Below are 16,947 nucleotides of genomic sequence, written 5' to 3' on the forward strand. Positions count from 1 at the left end.
TCGCTAGCCTCGAAAAATGGTCGCCGGCTCGACGACGAAAACCCGTCGCAAGCTGACGATCGTGGAAAGGAGGATGAGTAAGGACATCGCCCCCGCAACGCCCAAGGCAATCCACCAGGGCAGCACAAACCCGCGCAAGGCAGACGTCGGCGTGCAGGCGAACTCGAAGAATGCGGCCGCCAACCCCGTGCCGATCGCGTAGCCAATCGCGCCCACGACAGCGGCCTGAAGCAGGACCAGGCCGGCGAGGCGTGTATCCGTGACGCCGACCACCTTGAGCATGGCGTATTGCGGCAGGTTGTCGGACACGAACATGTTGAACGTCAGTCCCACGATCGCGCCGCCGACAAGAATTCCCAGCAGGATCGTGGTCGCGAAGCTCATCGGAATGCCGGTGTTCCGAAGATAGTACTGGATCGTACGCCGCGAGAACTCGTCCGAGGCGTAGGCCTTCAGGCCGGTCCGGTCGGTGATGGCAAGAGCGGCCTGCGCAGGCGTGATGCCGTCCTCGGCTTTCGCGAGGATAAAGGAGAGCTGGTTGCGGCCGGTGGGCAGGTAATTCAGGGCCTGGGTGTAGCGCGCATAGATGATGACCTGCGCCGAGAATGCCGGGGCCGCATCTGTGATGGCGATGACGATCGCGCGGCGGTCGTTGAGTTCGAGCGTCTTGCCGATGGCAAGCGGCTCGCCGGGCCAAAGCTGCGCGAATCCGGCCCGATCGATCGCGATGGCGTCGGGTCGCTGCAGATCCTCGGGCGATCCGACGAGGAAGCGTCGCGTGGCGCCGATCAGAGTGGTGTCGTCGACACCGAGAATGAGAGCATTCTTCGTGCGCCCTTCGGGTGTCCTGACAGGTGCGGTGCCCTTGAAGAATGGCGCCGCCCAGGCCACGCCCGGAACGCCGCGCACCTTGAACAACTCGCCGTCGCGCATCGGTCGAACCAGATCGAGGTATTCGACAGAAGGCTCCATGACCCAGATGTCCACCTCCTGAGCTTCGGCGATCACGTTCTGCGAGCGCGTCATCAGGCCGACGAACATCGCACCCTGCTGCATCACCAGCAGTGTGGCGAAGGCGACGCCAAACACCAGGCCCAGCAACTTGGCCCGGTCGCCGAACAGGATCTTCAAGGCGAGGACGGGCATGAATGCCTCGCTGTCAGGCGGTTGTGATGACGTGCCTACTCCGCCGCGACCGCCGGGCGACCGACTGCCAGCCCCATCTCGCTCCAAAGCGTCACGAGTGCCGAGACCAGATGGTCCATGTCGGCATCGCTGTGCATGGGAGACGGACAGAGTCGCAGGCGCTCGGTTCCGCGCGGGACGGTGGGGTAGTTGATCGGTTGAATGTAGATGGCGAAGCGCTCAAGCAGCGCGTCGGTCAGCTGTTTGCACAGCCCGGGATCGCCGACGAAGACAGGCACGATATGGCTCGGGCTCGCCATCACCGGGATGCCGGCGCGCGACAGTCTTCGTTTCAACGTGCCGGCCCGCTCCTGATGGCGGATCCGTTCGGTCTGACTGGCCTGCAGGTGCCGGATGCTCGCCAGTGCGCCCGCCGCGATGGCGGGAGGAAGCGACGTGGTGAAGATGAAGCCTGGAGCGCTGCAGCGGATCGCGTCGCAACAGTCCCGGCTGGCAGCGATGTAGCCGCCCATGACCCCAAAGCCCTTTGCGAGCGTGCCCTCGATGATGTCGATCTTGTCGCCAACGCCTCGTTGCTGGGCGACGCCCCCGCCGCGCGGCCCGTAGAGACCGACGGCATGGACCTCGTCGAGATAGGTCAGAGCGCCATATCGGCTGGCGAGGTCGCAAATTTCCTCGATGGGCGCGAAATCTCCATCCATCGAATAAACGGATTCGAACGCGACGATCTTCGGCAGGACAGGATCGATCGACTGCAGTTGGCGTTCGAGATCGGCGAGGTCGTTGTGGCGCCAGATCCGCTTGGGTCCGCCGCCATGCCGGATTCCCTCGATCATCGAAGCGTGATTGTTCTCGTCCGAGAAGATGACGGCGCCTGGCAGCAGCCGGGCCAAGGCGGACAGCGTCGCATCGTTGGCGACATAGCCGGAGGTGAAAAGGAGCGCGGCCTCCTTGTCGTGCAGTTTCGCAAGCTGCGCCTCCAGCTCGACATGATAATGCGTGTTGCCGGAAATGTTGCGGGTCCCGCCCGAGCCGGCCCCGGCACGGTCGATAGCCTCGTGCATGGCCGCCAGAACGCCGGAATTCTGGCCCATTCCCAAGTAATCGTTTGAGCACCAAACCGTCACTTCATCGACGCCGCAAGCATTGAAGTGCTGCGCTGTCGGATAATCGCCTCGCATCCGTCGGATGTCGGCAAAGGTACGGTACCGGCCTTCTGCCTTAATGGATCGAATATATTTTGAGAAGGCCGCGGAGTAGGTCATTTCGATAATCCATGTAATAAACCGATCACGAAAATGCTCAAATATGCGAGATATTCTCTAAATATTGCGCGCAACCCAGCGAATTTTGTATCCTTGGCGGGCATGGATTTCCATGGACGAAAGTTGAACAAAGAGCGCGACCAAAGTCTGTAGATTCACCTGTCGACATGACGGGCATGGCGCTCGTTGCCCATGAAGCGCCCCGTTGCGCGCGATCAGTCTGACAGGGTTATGCGCCTGTCGGGCGCGGTTGCGCGCCTAGGCCGCGGCGGTGCGCCATTCGTTGCAGAGCGCTCTCAGGACCGAGGCGCGATCCCGGCCGCTTCCAGACCGGCCCAGACCCGCATCCGTAGCTCCTGCGGCACCGAAGCGACCAGCCGACTGAACGTGTCGAGCGAAAGCGAAGGCTCGATCGCCCGCGCCTCGGCGACGACTGCCTTTGCGTCGTCGATGCGGCCGAGCGCGACAAGTGCTGCCGCCAAGGCAAGCCGCGACCAGGTTTCGCGACGATGCAGCTGGGTGGCGCGGCGCGCATCGGCCTCCGCCCGCACGTAGTCCGCCAAGCTGTATTGGCAGAAGGAACTCAATGTCAGCATCATGCTGGCGAGCGGGTCCTTCGGGCTGAGCCTGAGTGCTGTGGCAATGCTGGCCAATGCCTGATCCGGTCTTGCGGCGTAGATCTGCGCCTGGGCGAGGCCAAAATGCGCCTGGGCGAAACTTGGATTGAGTTCGACCGCCAGCGCGAGGTGATGCAGGGCACGGTCGAGTTCGCCGGAAAAGGTCAGCAGGCGACCGATCGCGAAATGCGCGAAGGCACTGTCGCCATCGAGCGCGATAGCCCGCTCGGCATGCGCCAGCCCTGCTGCAATGGCCGGCTTCGGGTCGGCGACGAAGTACCAGATCGCCTTGACGAAGGCGGCATAGGCGAGACCGGCCTGCGGCAGGGCAAAGTCAGGAGCTCGCTCAAGCGCTTGCTCGAACAGCTCTTCACCTGCCGAGACATCCTCGCGCGTGAAGCGGTAGACATGCCAAAGACCGCGATGGAACAGCTCCCAGGCGTCGAGCTCGCGAGGCAGCTTGCGCGCGGCACGCTCGCGTTCGTCATGCCGAACCTCGGCGTCGACGCTGGCGACGATGCTTGAGACGATCTCGTCCTGGACGGCAAAGATGTCGGCGACGGCGCGATCATAGCGCTGCGCCCAGATGCAGCGGTTACCGAGAGCATCGATCAGCTGCGCGGTCACGCGTAGCCTCTCGCCGGCGCGGCGCAAGCTTCCCGTCAGAGCATATCGGGCGGCCAGTTCGGTTGCGGCTGCCGAGGCCGTCTCCGGCCGCCCCGAGAACAGTGCGCTCGACTGGCGAGCGATCACCATGAATTCCCGACGGCGCGAGATTTCGGTGACAAGGTCTTCCGAAAAGCCCTCGGCGAGGAATTCCTGGCCTGGGTCGCTGCCCAGATTGGCGAAAGACAATACGGCGACCGAGAAACGGCCATCAACAAAGCCGCCCGTTGCAGGCGGCGCGGCGGCCGGATGACTTTCTGCCGCTCGCGGGCTCGCACCCGCCCGCAGCAGCGCTACCGTCTCGTCCGAGATCGCGACGCCGAGTTCGCGCTCCAGCAAGTCGCGACAGCTCTGCAACTGCGCGCTGGCCCGCGATTGCTCGCCTGCCGCCAGATAGCTGCGGATGAGCACGCGCTGGCTGTACTCGCGCAGCGGGTCGCGCGCGACGAGACGCTGCGCCAGATCGATCGCCTCCGCGAAGCGCCCGGACTGCTCGTGTGCTGCGATGGCTCGTTGGGCTGCGCGTGCGGCTAGCCCGTCGCAGCGTGTGCGCTCAAAGGCGAGCCAGTCGGCGAAGGTTTCCGAAGGCGGCACGACGCCCTCCAGCAGGTCTGTCCGCAGCGCAAGTTGCAGAAATCCATCGTCCACGCGGGCCTCGCCGGCCGCCGCTGCGGCGAGGCGGTCGATATCGGTGGAGATCTGGGCCGGCGCGAGCTCCACCATGTCACGCTCGGCTCGTATGACCTTGGCTCCGAGGACGGCGCGGAGCGCAGCAAGCGCATTGCGCAGGCTGCCGCGGGCCTGCACGTCCTGACGCTCGCTCCAAAGCAGGGCCGCGAGCTTGTCCCGGGAATGCGCGTGCCCCGCCGGCAGGGCGAGATAGGCAAGAAGCATTTCGGCCTTGCGGGTCGGCAGCGCCAATGTCTCGCCATCGAGGCAGCGCAATTCGAAACCGCCGAGCAATGCGAGCTCGATGGTCGCCGCGTCCCTGCCCGCCCCGCATTCCGGGCTCGCCATCACCAGATTCCCGCTTCGAGCGAATTCCTGCCGATTTACCGCAAGTTTCACGCCGCTTCCACGCTGGCCTGACGCGCGTTGCCTAAGCGTTCTCTGACGCCGCACCGGCATCCCGTCGGAACGAGCGAATATTCGGAGAACTCACATGCGCATTCACGGGAACCAACTGCTCTACGAGATCCACGGCCCGTTCGAAGCTTCGTCGACCCAAGGGAACAGCAGGGCTTCGCGCTGGCAGGCAGCGCTCGCCCGGGTCGGCGGCGTGCTGGCAGGCTGGATGGAACGCTGGGCTCGGCACAAGCGGATCCGGAGGGCGACATTCGATCTCGCTCGCTTCGACGATCGTTTGCTCGCCGATATCGGCCTCACCCGCCTCGACATAGAAGCCGCCGCCGCCGGCGTGCCGCTTCGCGAGCGCGGACCACTGGCCGAACCGCTGCAGGCCTGACGTCTCCCTCTTTCCCTCCTCACCATTGAAAGCCAGGATGATGACCATCACCGATATCCGGGGCCATGCCCTTTCCGGGACCAACCGGGACGCCGCCCTCGCCTACTCCGACGCCGTCCGCCAGTTCTCGATGTTTTCAGGCGACCCCGTTTCGGCGGCCGACCGCCTGATCGAGGCGCAGCCCGGCTTCGTCATGGCGCATGCGCTGAAGGCCTGGCTCTATCTGCTCGGCGGCGCCCCAGCGGCGATACCGGTCGCGCGCGCGGCGATCCTGGCCGGCGAATCCGTTCCGGCAACGACACAGGAGCGCGGTCATCTGGCGGCGCTCGGGCACCTGGCGGCTGGTCGTTGGCACGAAGCCTCGCGCGTGATCGAGGACGTCGCGATCGAACATCCGCGGGACCTGCTGGCTTTGATCGCCGGGCACCAGCTTGACTACTTCACCGGCAACGCCAGGCTGCTGAAGGAGAGGATCGCACGCGCCCTGCCCAACTGGTCTCAGGACACGCCCGGGCGGCACGCGATACTGGCGATGCACGCCTTCGGACTGGAGGAGAACGCCCTCTACGATCAGGCGGAGCGGCAGGGGCGGGCCGCCCTCGCGATCGAGGCGGGCGATGGTTGGGCACGCCATGCCGTCGCACATGTGCTCGAGATGCAGGGGCGGCACGACGAAGGCATCACCTTCATGCGCGAGGATTTGCCGAGCTGGACGACGGACAGCTTCCTCGCCGTGCACAACTGGTGGCACCTCGCACTCTATCATCTCGAGCTCGGCCAGATCGACGAGGTGCTCGCACTCGTCGACGGGCCGATCATGGGGGGCGCGACACCGCAGATCATGGACCTGATCGACGCCTCCGCCATGCTCTGGCGGCTGCACCTGCGTGGCATCGATGTCGGGCCGCGCTGGCACAGGCTTGCCGATAGCTACAAGGCCGGCTGGAGCGCCGGCGGCTATGCCTTCACCGATTTCCACGCGGTGATGGCATTCGTCGGCGCCGGCAGGCGCGAGATGATCGAGCAGACGATCGAGGCCCAGGGAATCGCGTTGCTCGCGGCGGGCGACAATGCCGATTTCACCCGTGAGGTTGGCTATCCGCTGATGCGGGCACTCAAAGCCTTCGGCGATGGGCATTACGGCGAGACGGTGCGCCTGATCCGACCGATCCGCAGCCTGGCTGCCCGCTTCGGAGGCAGCAACGCTCAGCGCGATATCATCGATCTCACTCTGATCGAGGCGGCCTTCCGCTCGGGAGAGCGCTCGCTTGCCAAAGCGCTGGCCGCCGAGCGGGTGATGGCGAAGCACGATAGCCCCCTCGCCAAGCTATTCGCTCGCCGCGCCGGGCTGCAGGGCTGTGCCGGAACGAGCTGCACCTGCCCGCAATGCGCGGCCGGCATTGCAGCGTGATCGCAAAGCTTGAAGTGCGTCCGGCGTCACAGGCGCGGTGCGCAGGCGTCTGGCGCACTTCGACCGACCGGCGTGATCGCTCAATCCGCTCCATCCTTGCTAGTTATGGCGTCATCCGATCTGGAGACCGCCTAACCGAGCTCCAAGGTGGTCACGCCGAACAACTCGGGTGCCAGAGGGATCTGCTTGCCCAGATACATTCGCGTCGTCTCGAAGCCAGGCCGAAGGCCCGACTCCGACAGGAAGTCGATGAACTGCTGTCGCGCGGTTGGAACGTCGATGAAGATGTCGCCATCGGCAGAGGCCGCAAGATGCTGAACAAGAGAAGCAGCCGTCCTGTCATCAATCGCAGACAGTCCGCCAATCTTCCAACCCGAGCGGCACTTGCGCATGACGCCGTACCCCGTGACGGCTTCAGCTGAGACGGCCACGCATGCAAGATTTGGAGGTGCAAGCCAGCGCGCGAGAAACCGGTCCCGTGCTTCCGGAAAACTCCTTCGATCAAACGCCAAAATCTGGGGTATCAGTTCGGTAGTGACTGCGGCCAGCGTTGCACGATCGGTCGTGCGACCAGCAAATGTGCCACCGAAGCGGACGGTTCGGTAAGCGGGAGCAAAGCCCTTTCGGCAGTAGTTCTCGAACTGTTCATCGACCCCATCGAGCCCGATTGTCCGCCCGTTGAGGTGCGCCATGCCTGCGTCCCAGACGGCCTTGCCGTGACCTTGCCCGCGCATGTCCTCGCGGCTGATGTAGAGCCCGATGAAGCCGTAGGTCGCTCCGTAACCAACCGCCGAGATGCCGGCGGCCATCTCACCAGCGACAAACGCGCCGATGAAGCCTTCGGAATCAGTCGCTCGGAATACGGCGGCGTCATTGAGACCGGGATTCCAGCCCTCTGCCGCGGCCCAGTCGATAAGTTGCTCGACTTCGACCAGGTCAAGCTTGCGAACGAGGCGCCCGCTCATGCTGTCACAACTGCCTCCGGCACAAAGATTTGCACATCAGGCTAGCGCTTCGCGATCAGCGTTGCATAGCGTTGTCGCTCTGCCAGGGCGAGATCGCTCTTGGGCTGGGCAAGGCTGATCGGTTCCTGGCAGCGGTCCCAACCCTCCGGAAGCCGCGCAGTGCGCTTTCGCACTCGGCTCATGGCGCGGTGAAGTCACTTGAGAGTGAGGCGCTGCGGCTGCCGACGCGATGCAGGGCGAGCCCGGGAGATTGCGTTCGATTGGGGCTCGGTGGTGTGCCACGGCACGAGCTTGCCGCTGATCAGACGACGTCACCCGCGTTGGCATTGACCAGGATTTCGGCGAAGCGTGCGGCCAAGCGAGTCAGTGGCCGACTCCGCACCGTCATGAGACAGATCGTGATCGGCAATTGCGGTGTTACGCGCAGCTTGACCAGCCCCTCGAAAGGCTGCGCCTGTGTCAGCAGGCTGTCGATCAGGATGACGTCGCCCTGGCGGGCGAGCAGATGGGCCGCCGAGATGCTGTAGGGCACCGTCATGAACGGAGCGTAGTTCAGGCCGGCCTCCTCATGGGCCCGGGCGATCAGCCAGCCGAGTGGCGACTTCTCGCGGTCGAAGCAGATCAGGCGCCTCTCCTTGAGTTCTGGCAGGCTGACCGAGCCGCGACGCGCCAGAGGATCGTCGTCGCGGACGAGCGCGATGATCGAGGCCTGTGCAAGTGGCGTCAGGGCGATGTCGTCCGTGACGCGCGGCGAGAACATCACGCCGAGATCGGCGGTGCCCTTCGACAGCTCGGTCGGCGCGTCGCCCATGATCAGCTCGATGCGGGCCGCAGGATACTCGGTGACGAGCTGCCGGATCGCCTGAGCGATCAGGCCCTGGCCGATACTGGGTGTCGAGGCGATCCGCAGCGGCAGGGCACGCCCCGAGCGCAAGTCTCCGACGGCGGCGCGCAGGGCGCGCCATTCCTCCTCGACGGTGCCGAGCGCCTGCAGCAGGGCGCGTGCTTGCGGGCGCAGCACGAGGCGGCCGTCGCGACGATCGAAGACCGCGATGCCGAGGCTCGCCTCGCTGCGGGCGATGATCTTGCTGACGGCTGATTGGGTCAGATGCAGCTGCCTTGCGGCCTCAACGGTGGTTCCGCAACGTTCGACCGCGCGCAGCACAGTGGCGTGAGATGGCGTCAACGCCTTCATGCGCCGTCTCCTGCGAGGTGGTCCAGCAGGATGCGCGCGGCGCGGTCGAGCGGCGCTGCCTCGCGGTGATGCGCGTAGGCGGTGACCAGCGGACTGGCGTCGAGCGGACGGACTGCCAGCCCCGCCGTCAGGCCGCTGCTGATGACGAACCCGTCCACGACGGCGATGCCGACGCCCTCGCGAGCCAGATGGCAAGCGGTGTCGGTGTGCCGGACGGTGATCGCGACGTGGTCGGACAGGCCGCTGCGGCCGAGAGCGTCCTGAAAGCTGTCCGCCACGCTGAAGCCGTCCGGACCGTAGCTGATCAGACGCTGGCCCTCGAGATCGCAGCGCGTCAGCACATTGCGGCCGGCGAGCGGATGAGCCTCGCCGAGAACGCAGACGAGCGGGCTGCAGCGGAGCACGACATCGCGCAGCCCCTCCGTCGCCATCGGACCATAGGAGATCGCGAGATCGACCTCGTTGGCGCTGAGGTGATCGCGAACGTGGTCGAACATCACCTCGACGGCGGCCCGGTCGTCCAGAGCCTGACGCGCCCCGGCAATGGCCGGCGGCAGAATGCTGTGCGCCAGCCCCGGAACGGTCGCGATCCGAAGACGGTCGGCCATCCCGACGCGGATCATGTCCGCCTCGTGGTGCGCGCGGCGCAGGACGTCGAAGGCCGGCCGCGCCAGGCGGGTCAACTCCAGCGCCTCGGGTGTCGGCGTCAGGCGCCCCTGCACGGGGGCGACGAGGCTGAGATCGAGTTCCTGCTCCGCCAGCCGCAACGCCTTGATCACGGCGGACTGGCTGACACCCAGCCCCTGCGCCGCCTCGCCGGTGCCGCCGAGCCGGACGAATGCATCGATCACGTTCAAAGCGCCGAGCTTCACCTGCCCTATTCCATTTAGTTGAAGGGCGTGCCGAATGTTTCATTTGCGAGACTAGGTGGGCTCATGGGAGGTTGCAACCGCCGCGGCACAGGCAGAGCGGTCAAGATCAGGGGATTTCGATGACCACATTCCGTTCGATGGTGTCGGCGGCAGCACTCGCGCTTGCTGTCATCGGCCCTGCGCTGGCCGTTGCGCCGACGTCGGCCTTTGCGCAGGGCGTGCTCAAGCTGGCGCAGACGCAGGACCTCGTCTCGCTGGATCCGATCGCCACCAGCGACAACCCGTCGATCCACGCGCAGCTCCTGATCTATGACACGCTCCTGCGCCCGAGCACGGACGCCACCAAGCTGGAGCCCGGCCTCGCAGAGAGCTGGACCGTCAGCGAGGACGGCCTGACCTATACCTTCAAGCTGCGGCAGGCGAAGTTCTCGGACGGCGCGCCCGTCACCGCCGCCGACGTCGCCTTTTCGCTGAAGCGGGCCGGCAGCGACGCCTCGAACTGGAAGCGCTTCTTCGCCGGCATCGACGCGATCGAGACGCCCGATGAGCGTACGGTCGTGCTCAAGCTTAAATCGGTCTTCACCCCTCTGCTCAACAACCTCGCGCTGTTCTCGTCGGCGATCCTGCCGCAGAAGGCCTTCGAGGCCGCGCCCGACAAGTTCTTCGAGAAGCCGGTCGGCTCCGGGCCGTTCACGGTCGCAGCCTGGAACAAGGGCCAGGGTCTCTCGCTCAAGAAGAACGCGCATTACTGGCAGGCGGGCAAGCCGAGCCTCGACGGCGCCGAAATCCTGGTCTTGCCAGAGGGCAACAGCCGCGTGCTCAAGCTGCAAGCCGGCGAGATCGACGCCGCGCTCGAGATTCCGCTGAACCAGATGCAGAGCCTTGCCCGTTCGGGCGCGATCAAGACCGAGGTCGCGAACGTGCTGCGCACGGACTTCGTGCTGCTGAACACGAAGAAGAAGCCATTCGACGACGTGCGCGTCCGCCAGGCGCTGAACTACGCCATCGACAAGGACGGCCTTGTCAAGGCGCTGCTCTATGGCGCGGGCAAGGTTGCGAACTCGCCGATGCCGCTGATGGCCTATGCCGACCCCGAGCTGAAGCCCTACGGCCACGATGTCGCCAAGGCCAAGGCCTTGCTCAAGGAAGCGGGCTATGCCGATGGCTTCAAAACCTCGCTTCTGGTGCATTCCGGCCGGCCGCTGCACCGCCAGCTCGGCCAGGCGCTGCAGAGCGCGCTGGCGCAGATCGGCGTCACCGCCGAAATCCGTCTCGTCGAGGGCGGCACTCACTGGTCGACCACCAAGGCCGGCGACTACGAGATGGCCGTGTCCTATGCGTCCAGCGACACGATCGACCCCGACCAGATGGCCGGCTTCCTGATCGTCAATCCCGAGCGCGCCAACGCCTATCACACCGAGTGGAAGAGCGAACGCGTCAACGAGCTCTACGCCAAGGAGCGGGCCACCAGGGACGGGCCGGAGCGCGGTGCCATGTTCAAGGAGATGATCAAGCTCGCCCATGAGGGTGCGCCCTCGATCTTCCTGTTCTATCCCGGCACCTCTTACGCCCATCGCAGCAATGTCAGCGGGTTCGAAGTGCTGCCGACCGGCAACTTCCGGCTGGAGGACGTCAAGCTGAAGTGAGGATGGGGCGGCTTTCCGCCGCCCTCTTCCCCGGCCCGCCATCATGCTGACCTACATTCTCAAGCGGTTCGTCCAGCTCGTCCCGGTGCTGTTCGGCATTACGCTGGCTTGCTTCTTCCTGCTGCGCGCGTTGCCGGGCGACCCGGCGACGCTGCTTCTCGGCGCGCGCGGCGGGCCGGAGGAGATTGCGGCGATGAAGCAGCGGCTCGGGCTCGACCTGCCGCTGTGGCGGCAATACCTGCTCTTCCTCGGCGACATCCTGTCCGGCAGCCTCGGCCGCTCGGTCGTCTACGGCCAGTCGGTGACGAAACTGGTCCTGGAGCGCCTGCCGGCGACGCTCTGGCTCGTGGCCTATTCGACGGTGATCGCCGTCGTGCTGACGATCCCACTGGCGCTGTGGTCGGCGGTCAAGCGCGACCGGGCACCCGATCTCCTGATCAAACTCGTCTTCACGGTGCTGCTCGCAATCCCATCCTTCTGGCTCGGGCTGGTGCTCGTCGTCGTCCTCGCCATCTGGGTGCCGCTTTTCCCGACCTCGGGCTACGGCAACGGGTTCGTCGAGCGCTTGCATCACCTGACCCTGCCAGCCTTCGTCATCGCGCTGGCGACGGCGTCGCTGACGATCCGCAGCCTCCGCAGCGGCATCCTCAACGTGCTCGGCTCCGACTACGTGACCACTGCCCGCGCCAAGGGCAATGCCACGGCCCGCACCATGCACGTCCATGTGCTGCCCAATGCGCTGATCAGCTCGATCTCGGTGCTCGGCGCCCATACGAGCTGGGTGATCGGCGGCACGGTGGTGATCGAGACCGTCTTCGCCTTGCCCGGGCTCGGCTCGCTCTTCGTCGAGTCGATCTTCGCCCGCGACTACCCGATGATCCAGGGGCTGACGGTCGTCTTCGCCGTGCTGGTCGTCCTGATCAACCTCGCGACGGACATCGCCTATGCGCTGGCCGACCCGCGCATCCGGCTGGACTGACGCGATGAGCAAGCGCCGCCTCGATCCGACGCTCCTCGTCGGCCTCGCCATGCTGTTGCTACTGTGCCTGTTCGTCGGGCTCGGGCAGTTCTGGACGCCGCACGATCCGTTTCTGGTCGATTACGGCAATACGTTGCAGCCGCCCTCGGCGAAACACTGGTTCGGGACCGACGATCTCGGCCGCGACGTCGCCTCGCGCGTCATGGCCGGCGGGCTGGTGGACCTGCGGGTCGCGCTGGTCTGCGTCGTCGCTCCGGCCATCCTCGGCATCGCGATCGGTGCGCTTTCCGGCTTCGTCGGCGGGCGGGTCGATACCGTGATCATGCGCATCACGGACATCTTCTGGGCCTTCCCCTTCCATGTGCTGGTGATCGCCATCGTCGGCGTGCTCGGGCCCGGCGAGGCCAACCTCTACCTCGCCTTCCTGCTGGTGAACTGGATCTCCTTTGCCCGCATCACCCGCGGCGAGGTGCTGGTGCTGCGCGAGCTCGAATATGTGCAGGCGGCACGCAGCTTCGGCTCCACCGATCGCCGCATCGTCGTGGCGCATATCCTGCCCAACGCGGTGACGCCCGCGATCGTCTTCGCCATGGCCGACGTCGTCCTGACGATCCTGGCCGTAACCTCGCTCTCCTTCCTTGGCCTGGGCATCCAGCCGCCGACGCCGGAATGGGGTTTGATGATCGCCGACGGGCGCCAGTTCCTGTTCGACGCCTGGTGGATCGCGACGGCTCCCGGCCTCGCCATCATCTACACCGGCGTGACCTTCGCCCTGATCGGCGAAGGCCTCGACACCGCGCTGCGGCCCAAGGGCTGACGCGCCTTCCTTCCGCTCTGCATCGCGAGACGGCCATGAGCTTCTTCACCGACAATGCCGAACTGCAGCGGATCGGCGCGCTGCTCGAGGACCACGCCCGCCCGATCTACGCGGCGCGGGGCGTCCCTTTCCAGCAGTTCGCCTATGTGTTGCTGCAGCCCGGCCGGGACGGCGGCGCGCCCGTGGGCGCCTCGCTGCGTGCGGATTGGCGCGCTTATCCCTGCTCGCTGGTCAAGGTGTTCCACCTCGTCGCGGCACAGCTGCGGCTCGAGGACGGGCGGCTTTCCGCCCATGATGAGCTCGATCGCGCGATGCGCGACATGATCCTGTGGTCATCCAACTCGGCGACCAACTACATCATCGACCTGCTCACCGGCACGACCGGCGACACCCTGCTCGACGAGGTGGAGATGGCCGCCTGGTGCGAGCGCCGCGAGGAGATCAACCGGATCTTCGCCTCGCTGGGCTGGCCCGAACTCGCCGGCATCAACCTCAACCAGAAGCTCATGGACGACCTGCGCTACGGCAGGGAGAAAATCGCGCTGGATCTCTCGCCAGCCGGGCACAACTGCCTGACGCCGATCGCGATGGCGCGGCTGATGTACGAGATCTTCAGCGAATCCGCCCTGTTGCAACCCGCACGGCGCGCGCTCGTTCGCGATCATCTCGCCCGCGACGCAAACGCGCCGGACCGCGGACGCGGCGCCTATCAGCTCCTCGGCTATCTCGGCGACAGGCTGCCGCCGAGCACGCAGATCTGGTCAAAGGCCGGGCGCACGCGCTGGCTCGGCGACGACCGTGCCTCGTTCCGCCGGCATGATGCGCTGCGCGCGATCCTGCCTGACGGCCAGGACTTTCAGCTCACGGTTTTCACCCAGGGCGAAGCCATTGCCGAGGACGACGGCTTCCTGCCGGCGATCGGAGCGTTGGTCGCGACCCAGTTGGCTCGCTGACACGGCGGCGGACGATCTGGCGTCCTCGAGAGCTATTGAGGGCAGCAGAGTGCAGCCCCGTCAGGCCACCCCAGCGCAACGCTGGTCCATGGCCATGTTCGCAACGCCGACGGCTCGCCGATTGCACCTTGCACGGCAACGGCAATTAGTGCCGAATGGCACGATCCCTGCTTGCTGAAGTCACCCCGATTGGAGTGTCGATGCAACACACGATCTTCGTCACCTCGCCTCTCGACGACGATTGCGTAAGCCGGATCCGGGCGGCTGTCCCGGTGGGCGTGGACGTCGTCCACGATCCGGAACTGCTGCCGCCGACACGCTATGTCGCCGACCACAAGGGCATCGCCGGCTTCAGCCGTTCGAACGATCAGCAACGCCGCTGGCGCGAGCATCTGGCTCGAGCGACGATCCTGTGGGATTTCCCAGGCGGCCCCGTGTCCGAGGGGGGTGGGCTCTCGCTGGCCCCGCAGGTGCAGTGGGTTCAGACGACCAGTTCCGGTGTCGGCCCGCTGGTGAGTGGCTATGGCCTGACGGCCAGCGATGTGATCGTCACTACGGCGCGCGGCATCCACGCTCGCCCTCTAGCCGAGTTTACGATGATGGCGCTGCTGCTGCACGTCAAGCGGCACGCCCATCTCAAGGCTGAGCAGGCGGCGCATCGCTGGGAGCGCTATTGCGGCGAGAGCCTCGCCGGCCGGACATTGCTTGTCGTCGGCGCCGGCAAGGTCGGGGCTGAAATCGGCCGGCTGGCGCGTGCGTTCGACATGCGCGTCGTCTCCCTGGTTCGTCATCCGCATGACGACCGGTGCGACGAGCTTCATGCCGATGAGGTGCGCGGGCTGGACGCTCTCGACATGGCCGTCGCCGCCGCTGATGCCGTCGTCCTAGCTGCCCCGCATACGCCTGAGACGGAAGGCATGATCAGCCGTCCCGTCATCGCGCGGATGAAGCCGGGTGTCGCCTTCGTCAATGTCGGGCGCGGGCAGCTCGTCGACGAGGCGGCGCTGACCGAGGCCCTGCAGGACGGCCGCATCGGCTTCGCCGCGCTCGATGTGGCTCAGGTCGAGCCGTTGCCGGCGGCATCGCCCCTCTGGGATCTCCCGAACGTTCTGATCTCACCGCATTCGGCGAGCACGGTCGCAGCCGAGAATGCGGCGATCACCGACATCTTCGTTCACAACATCGGAAAGTTTTTTGCCGGCGAAACAAGTGGCATGATCAACGTGCTCGACAAGATGCGAATGTACTGACGGGCGATTTCGGATCTCCGAGCCCGCCCCGTGATCGACCGAAACCGGAGGATGACGATGCGCTCTCGAGTTTTCACCCTGGCCGCGGCAGCGGCACTGTCGGGACTGGCCTTCGCGAGCCCCGCCTCGTCGCAGGGACAGCCGCAATATGGCGGCCAGCTGATCTACGCCCAGTCAGGCGAGAAATTCACGCTTTTCATGGGCCGCAACACAGACCAGTCGGCCCAGGACGTCTGGCTGCATGCCTGCGAGACGCTCGTCGACATGGACGAGAAGAACGACATCAAGCCGCTGCTGGCCAAGAGCTGGAAAACCTCGCCCGACGGCAAGAAGGTGACGTTCACGCTGCAGGAGGGCGTCAAGTTCCATGACGGCACGCCCTTCAACGCTGAGGCGGCCGCTTTCGTCTTCAACGAGGCCAAGGCCAAAAAATTCCTTTATATCAGCCTGCTGGAAGGGTTCGAGCAGGCAACCGCCGATTCCGAATACGAGATGAGCTTCCATCTCTCGGCGCCCTTCGCCGCGTTGCTGCCGACGTTGGGCTACCGCCCGCTCTGCGTCTTCAGCCCGACTGCCTATAAGACCCTCGGCGAGGCCGGCCTCGCCACCAAGGTCGTCGGGACCGGCCCCTTCGTCCATACGCAATACGTCAAGGGCGAATACACGCTGTTCGAGCGCAACAAGGACTATTGGCAAAAGGGCAAGCCCTATTTCGACAGCGTCAAGATCATCATCGTTCCTGACGCCGCGACACGCACCGCAATGCTGGAGCGCGGTGAGATCGACCGCACGGTGCAGCTCGGCGATCTCGAGCTTGCGCGCCTGGAGCGCAACAAGAATATCCTCGTGCGCACGGTGCCGAGCACGCGCCAGTTCTATGTCGTCCTGAACCACAGGAACGCGCCCCTCGACAATCCGAAGTTCCGGCTCGCGCTCAACTACGCGATCGACAAGGCGGGGATCGTGCAGAGCGTCTTCGCAGGACGCGGCGCCGCGCTCATGACCGCGCCGACGGTGACCGAGGGCGTTTTCGGCTATGCCGACATGCGCAAGCCCGGCGAGGAGACGATCTTCCCCTACGATACCACCAAGGCGAAGGCGCTGTTCAAGGAGGCGGGCTATGACTTCAGCGGCGGCCAGCTCAAGGACGCCAGCGGCAAGCAGGTCCGCTTCAAGTTCTTCACCCCGCGCGGCGCCACCAAGGGCGATTACCAGACCGCGCAGCTGATCCAGACCTTCCTGGGACAGGTCGGCATCGGCGTGGACATGACTGTGATGGAAAGCGCCGCATTCAGTTCGGCCATGAACCAGGCGCCCGAGAATGCGAAGTACGACTTCGGCATGATGTCCTGGGGCATCCCGACGGCCGATCCCGACCAGCCGATGATGTATTTCACCCATACCAAGGCTTGGAAGCCGGTCGGCGCCAACCGCATGTTCTTCTCGGACACTGAGATCGACAGGCTCGCCGACCTCGCCCATGTCGAGACGGACGAGGCCAAGCGCAAGGACCTCGTCAAGCAGTGGATGACGCGGCTGCTCGACACCGCCCCGGTGATCTACCTGCCGACGCTCAATCTCGGCCTCGCCGGCCGGAGCTATCTGAAGGGCGACCAGATCCTCGCCGTCGACAATTACCCGGCGATCTTCGGCTGGTTCGACAAGGCCGAAATGGAACGCCAGGGCGTCAAGCGCTGACG

General features: G+C 65.5%; 14 protein-coding genes. 8 read left to right on the top strand and 6 right to left on the bottom strand.

Annotated elements, in window-relative coordinates:
• Window positions 1-3: 3 nt before the first annotated feature.
• The 3 genes from VGN82_RS12780 to VGN82_RS12790 all read right to left on the bottom strand — a co-directional run bounded on the left by VGN82_RS12780 (window position 4) and on the right by VGN82_RS12790 (window position 4,711).
• Window positions 4-1,146, bottom strand: coding sequence for an ABC transporter permease (locus VGN82_RS12780; protein WP_327527405.1), 1,143 nt, complete (start codon window positions 1,144-1,146; stop codon window positions 4-6).
• Between the two features lie 35 nt (window positions 1,147-1,181).
• The gene (hemA, locus tag VGN82_RS12785; protein WP_327527406.1) at window positions 1,182-2,411 is read right to left on the bottom strand and encodes a 5-aminolevulinate synthase; all 1,230 of its coding nucleotides are present in this window, start codon (window positions 2,409-2,411) and stop codon (window positions 1,182-1,184) included.
• Between the two features lie 296 nt (window positions 2,412-2,707).
• Complete coding sequence (locus VGN82_RS12790) at window positions 2,708-4,711, bottom strand: BTAD domain-containing putative transcriptional regulator (protein ID WP_327527407.1); 2,004 nt, start codon at window positions 4,709-4,711, stop codon at window positions 2,708-2,710.
• Window positions 4,712-4,856: 145 nt separating this feature from the next.
• Between VGN82_RS12790 and VGN82_RS12795 the strand changes: the two genes are divergently transcribed.
• Window positions 4,857-5,159: a DUF1127 domain-containing protein gene (locus tag VGN82_RS12795; protein WP_327527408.1), complete on the top strand. Its 303-nt coding sequence runs from the start codon at window positions 4,857-4,859 to the stop codon at window positions 5,157-5,159.
• Between the two features lie 37 nt (window positions 5,160-5,196).
• Window positions 5,197-6,570 carry a tetratricopeptide repeat protein gene (locus tag VGN82_RS12800; protein ID WP_327527409.1) on the top strand — a complete coding sequence of 458 codons (1,374 nt, stop codon included), beginning with the start codon at window positions 5,197-5,199 and terminating at the stop codon, window positions 6,568-6,570.
• A gap of 131 nt (window positions 6,571-6,701) precedes the next feature.
• Here VGN82_RS12800 and VGN82_RS12805 read toward each other — a convergent pair whose 3' ends face one another.
• The 3 genes from VGN82_RS12805 to VGN82_RS12815 form a co-directional block, all read right to left on the bottom strand.
• Entirely contained in the window at window positions 6,702-7,535 is an 834-nt protein-coding gene (locus VGN82_RS12805) for a GNAT family N-acetyltransferase (RefSeq protein WP_327527410.1), read from the bottom strand.
• 301 nt (window positions 7,536-7,836) lie between these two features.
• Entirely contained in the window at window positions 7,837-8,730 is an 894-nt protein-coding gene (locus tag VGN82_RS12810; protein WP_327527411.1) for a LysR family transcriptional regulator, read from the bottom strand.
• Window positions 8,727-9,581 carry a LysR family transcriptional regulator gene (locus VGN82_RS12815; protein WP_327527412.1) on the bottom strand — a complete coding sequence of 285 codons (855 nt, stop codon included), beginning with the start codon at window positions 9,579-9,581 and terminating at the stop codon, window positions 8,727-8,729. The genes VGN82_RS12810 and VGN82_RS12815 overlap by 4 nt, the downstream gene beginning before the upstream one ends.
• A 140-nt stretch (window positions 9,582-9,721) precedes the next feature.
• On the opposite strand from VGN82_RS12815, the gene VGN82_RS12820 reads away from it, so the two are divergent.
• The 6 genes from VGN82_RS12820 (at window position 9,722) to VGN82_RS12845 (ending at window position 16,945) form a co-directional block, all read left to right on the top strand.
• Window positions 9,722-11,248, top strand: a complete 1,527-nt coding sequence (locus tag VGN82_RS12820; protein WP_327527413.1) for an ABC transporter substrate-binding protein — start codon at window positions 9,722-9,724, stop codon at window positions 11,246-11,248.
• Between the two features lie 43 nt (window positions 11,249-11,291).
• Window positions 11,292-12,227, top strand: coding sequence for an ABC transporter permease (locus VGN82_RS12825; protein ID WP_327527414.1), 936 nt, complete (start codon window positions 11,292-11,294; stop codon window positions 12,225-12,227).
• 4 nt (window positions 12,228-12,231) lie between these two features.
• On the top strand, window positions 12,232-13,044 hold the full coding sequence (locus VGN82_RS12830) for an ABC transporter permease (protein ID WP_327527415.1): 813 nt from the start codon (window positions 12,232-12,234) through the stop codon (window positions 13,042-13,044).
• Window positions 13,045-13,079: 35 nt separating this feature from the next.
• Window positions 13,080-13,997 carry a serine hydrolase gene (locus VGN82_RS12835; protein WP_327527416.1) on the top strand — a complete coding sequence of 306 codons (918 nt, stop codon included), beginning with the start codon at window positions 13,080-13,082 and terminating at the stop codon, window positions 13,995-13,997.
• 200 nt (window positions 13,998-14,197) lie between these two features.
• Window positions 14,198-15,247, top strand: coding sequence for a D-2-hydroxyacid dehydrogenase (locus tag VGN82_RS12840; protein ID WP_327527417.1), 1,050 nt, complete (start codon window positions 14,198-14,200; stop codon window positions 15,245-15,247).
• Between the two features lie 57 nt (window positions 15,248-15,304).
• On the top strand, window positions 15,305-16,945 hold the full coding sequence (locus VGN82_RS12845) for an ABC transporter substrate-binding protein (RefSeq protein ID WP_327527418.1): 1,641 nt from the start codon (window positions 15,305-15,307) through the stop codon (window positions 16,943-16,945).
• Window positions 16,946-16,947 lie beyond the last annotated feature (2 nt).

Source organism: Allobosea sp. (assembly GCF_035999205.1).
GTDB lineage: Bacteria > Pseudomonadota > Alphaproteobacteria > Rhizobiales > Beijerinckiaceae > Allobosea.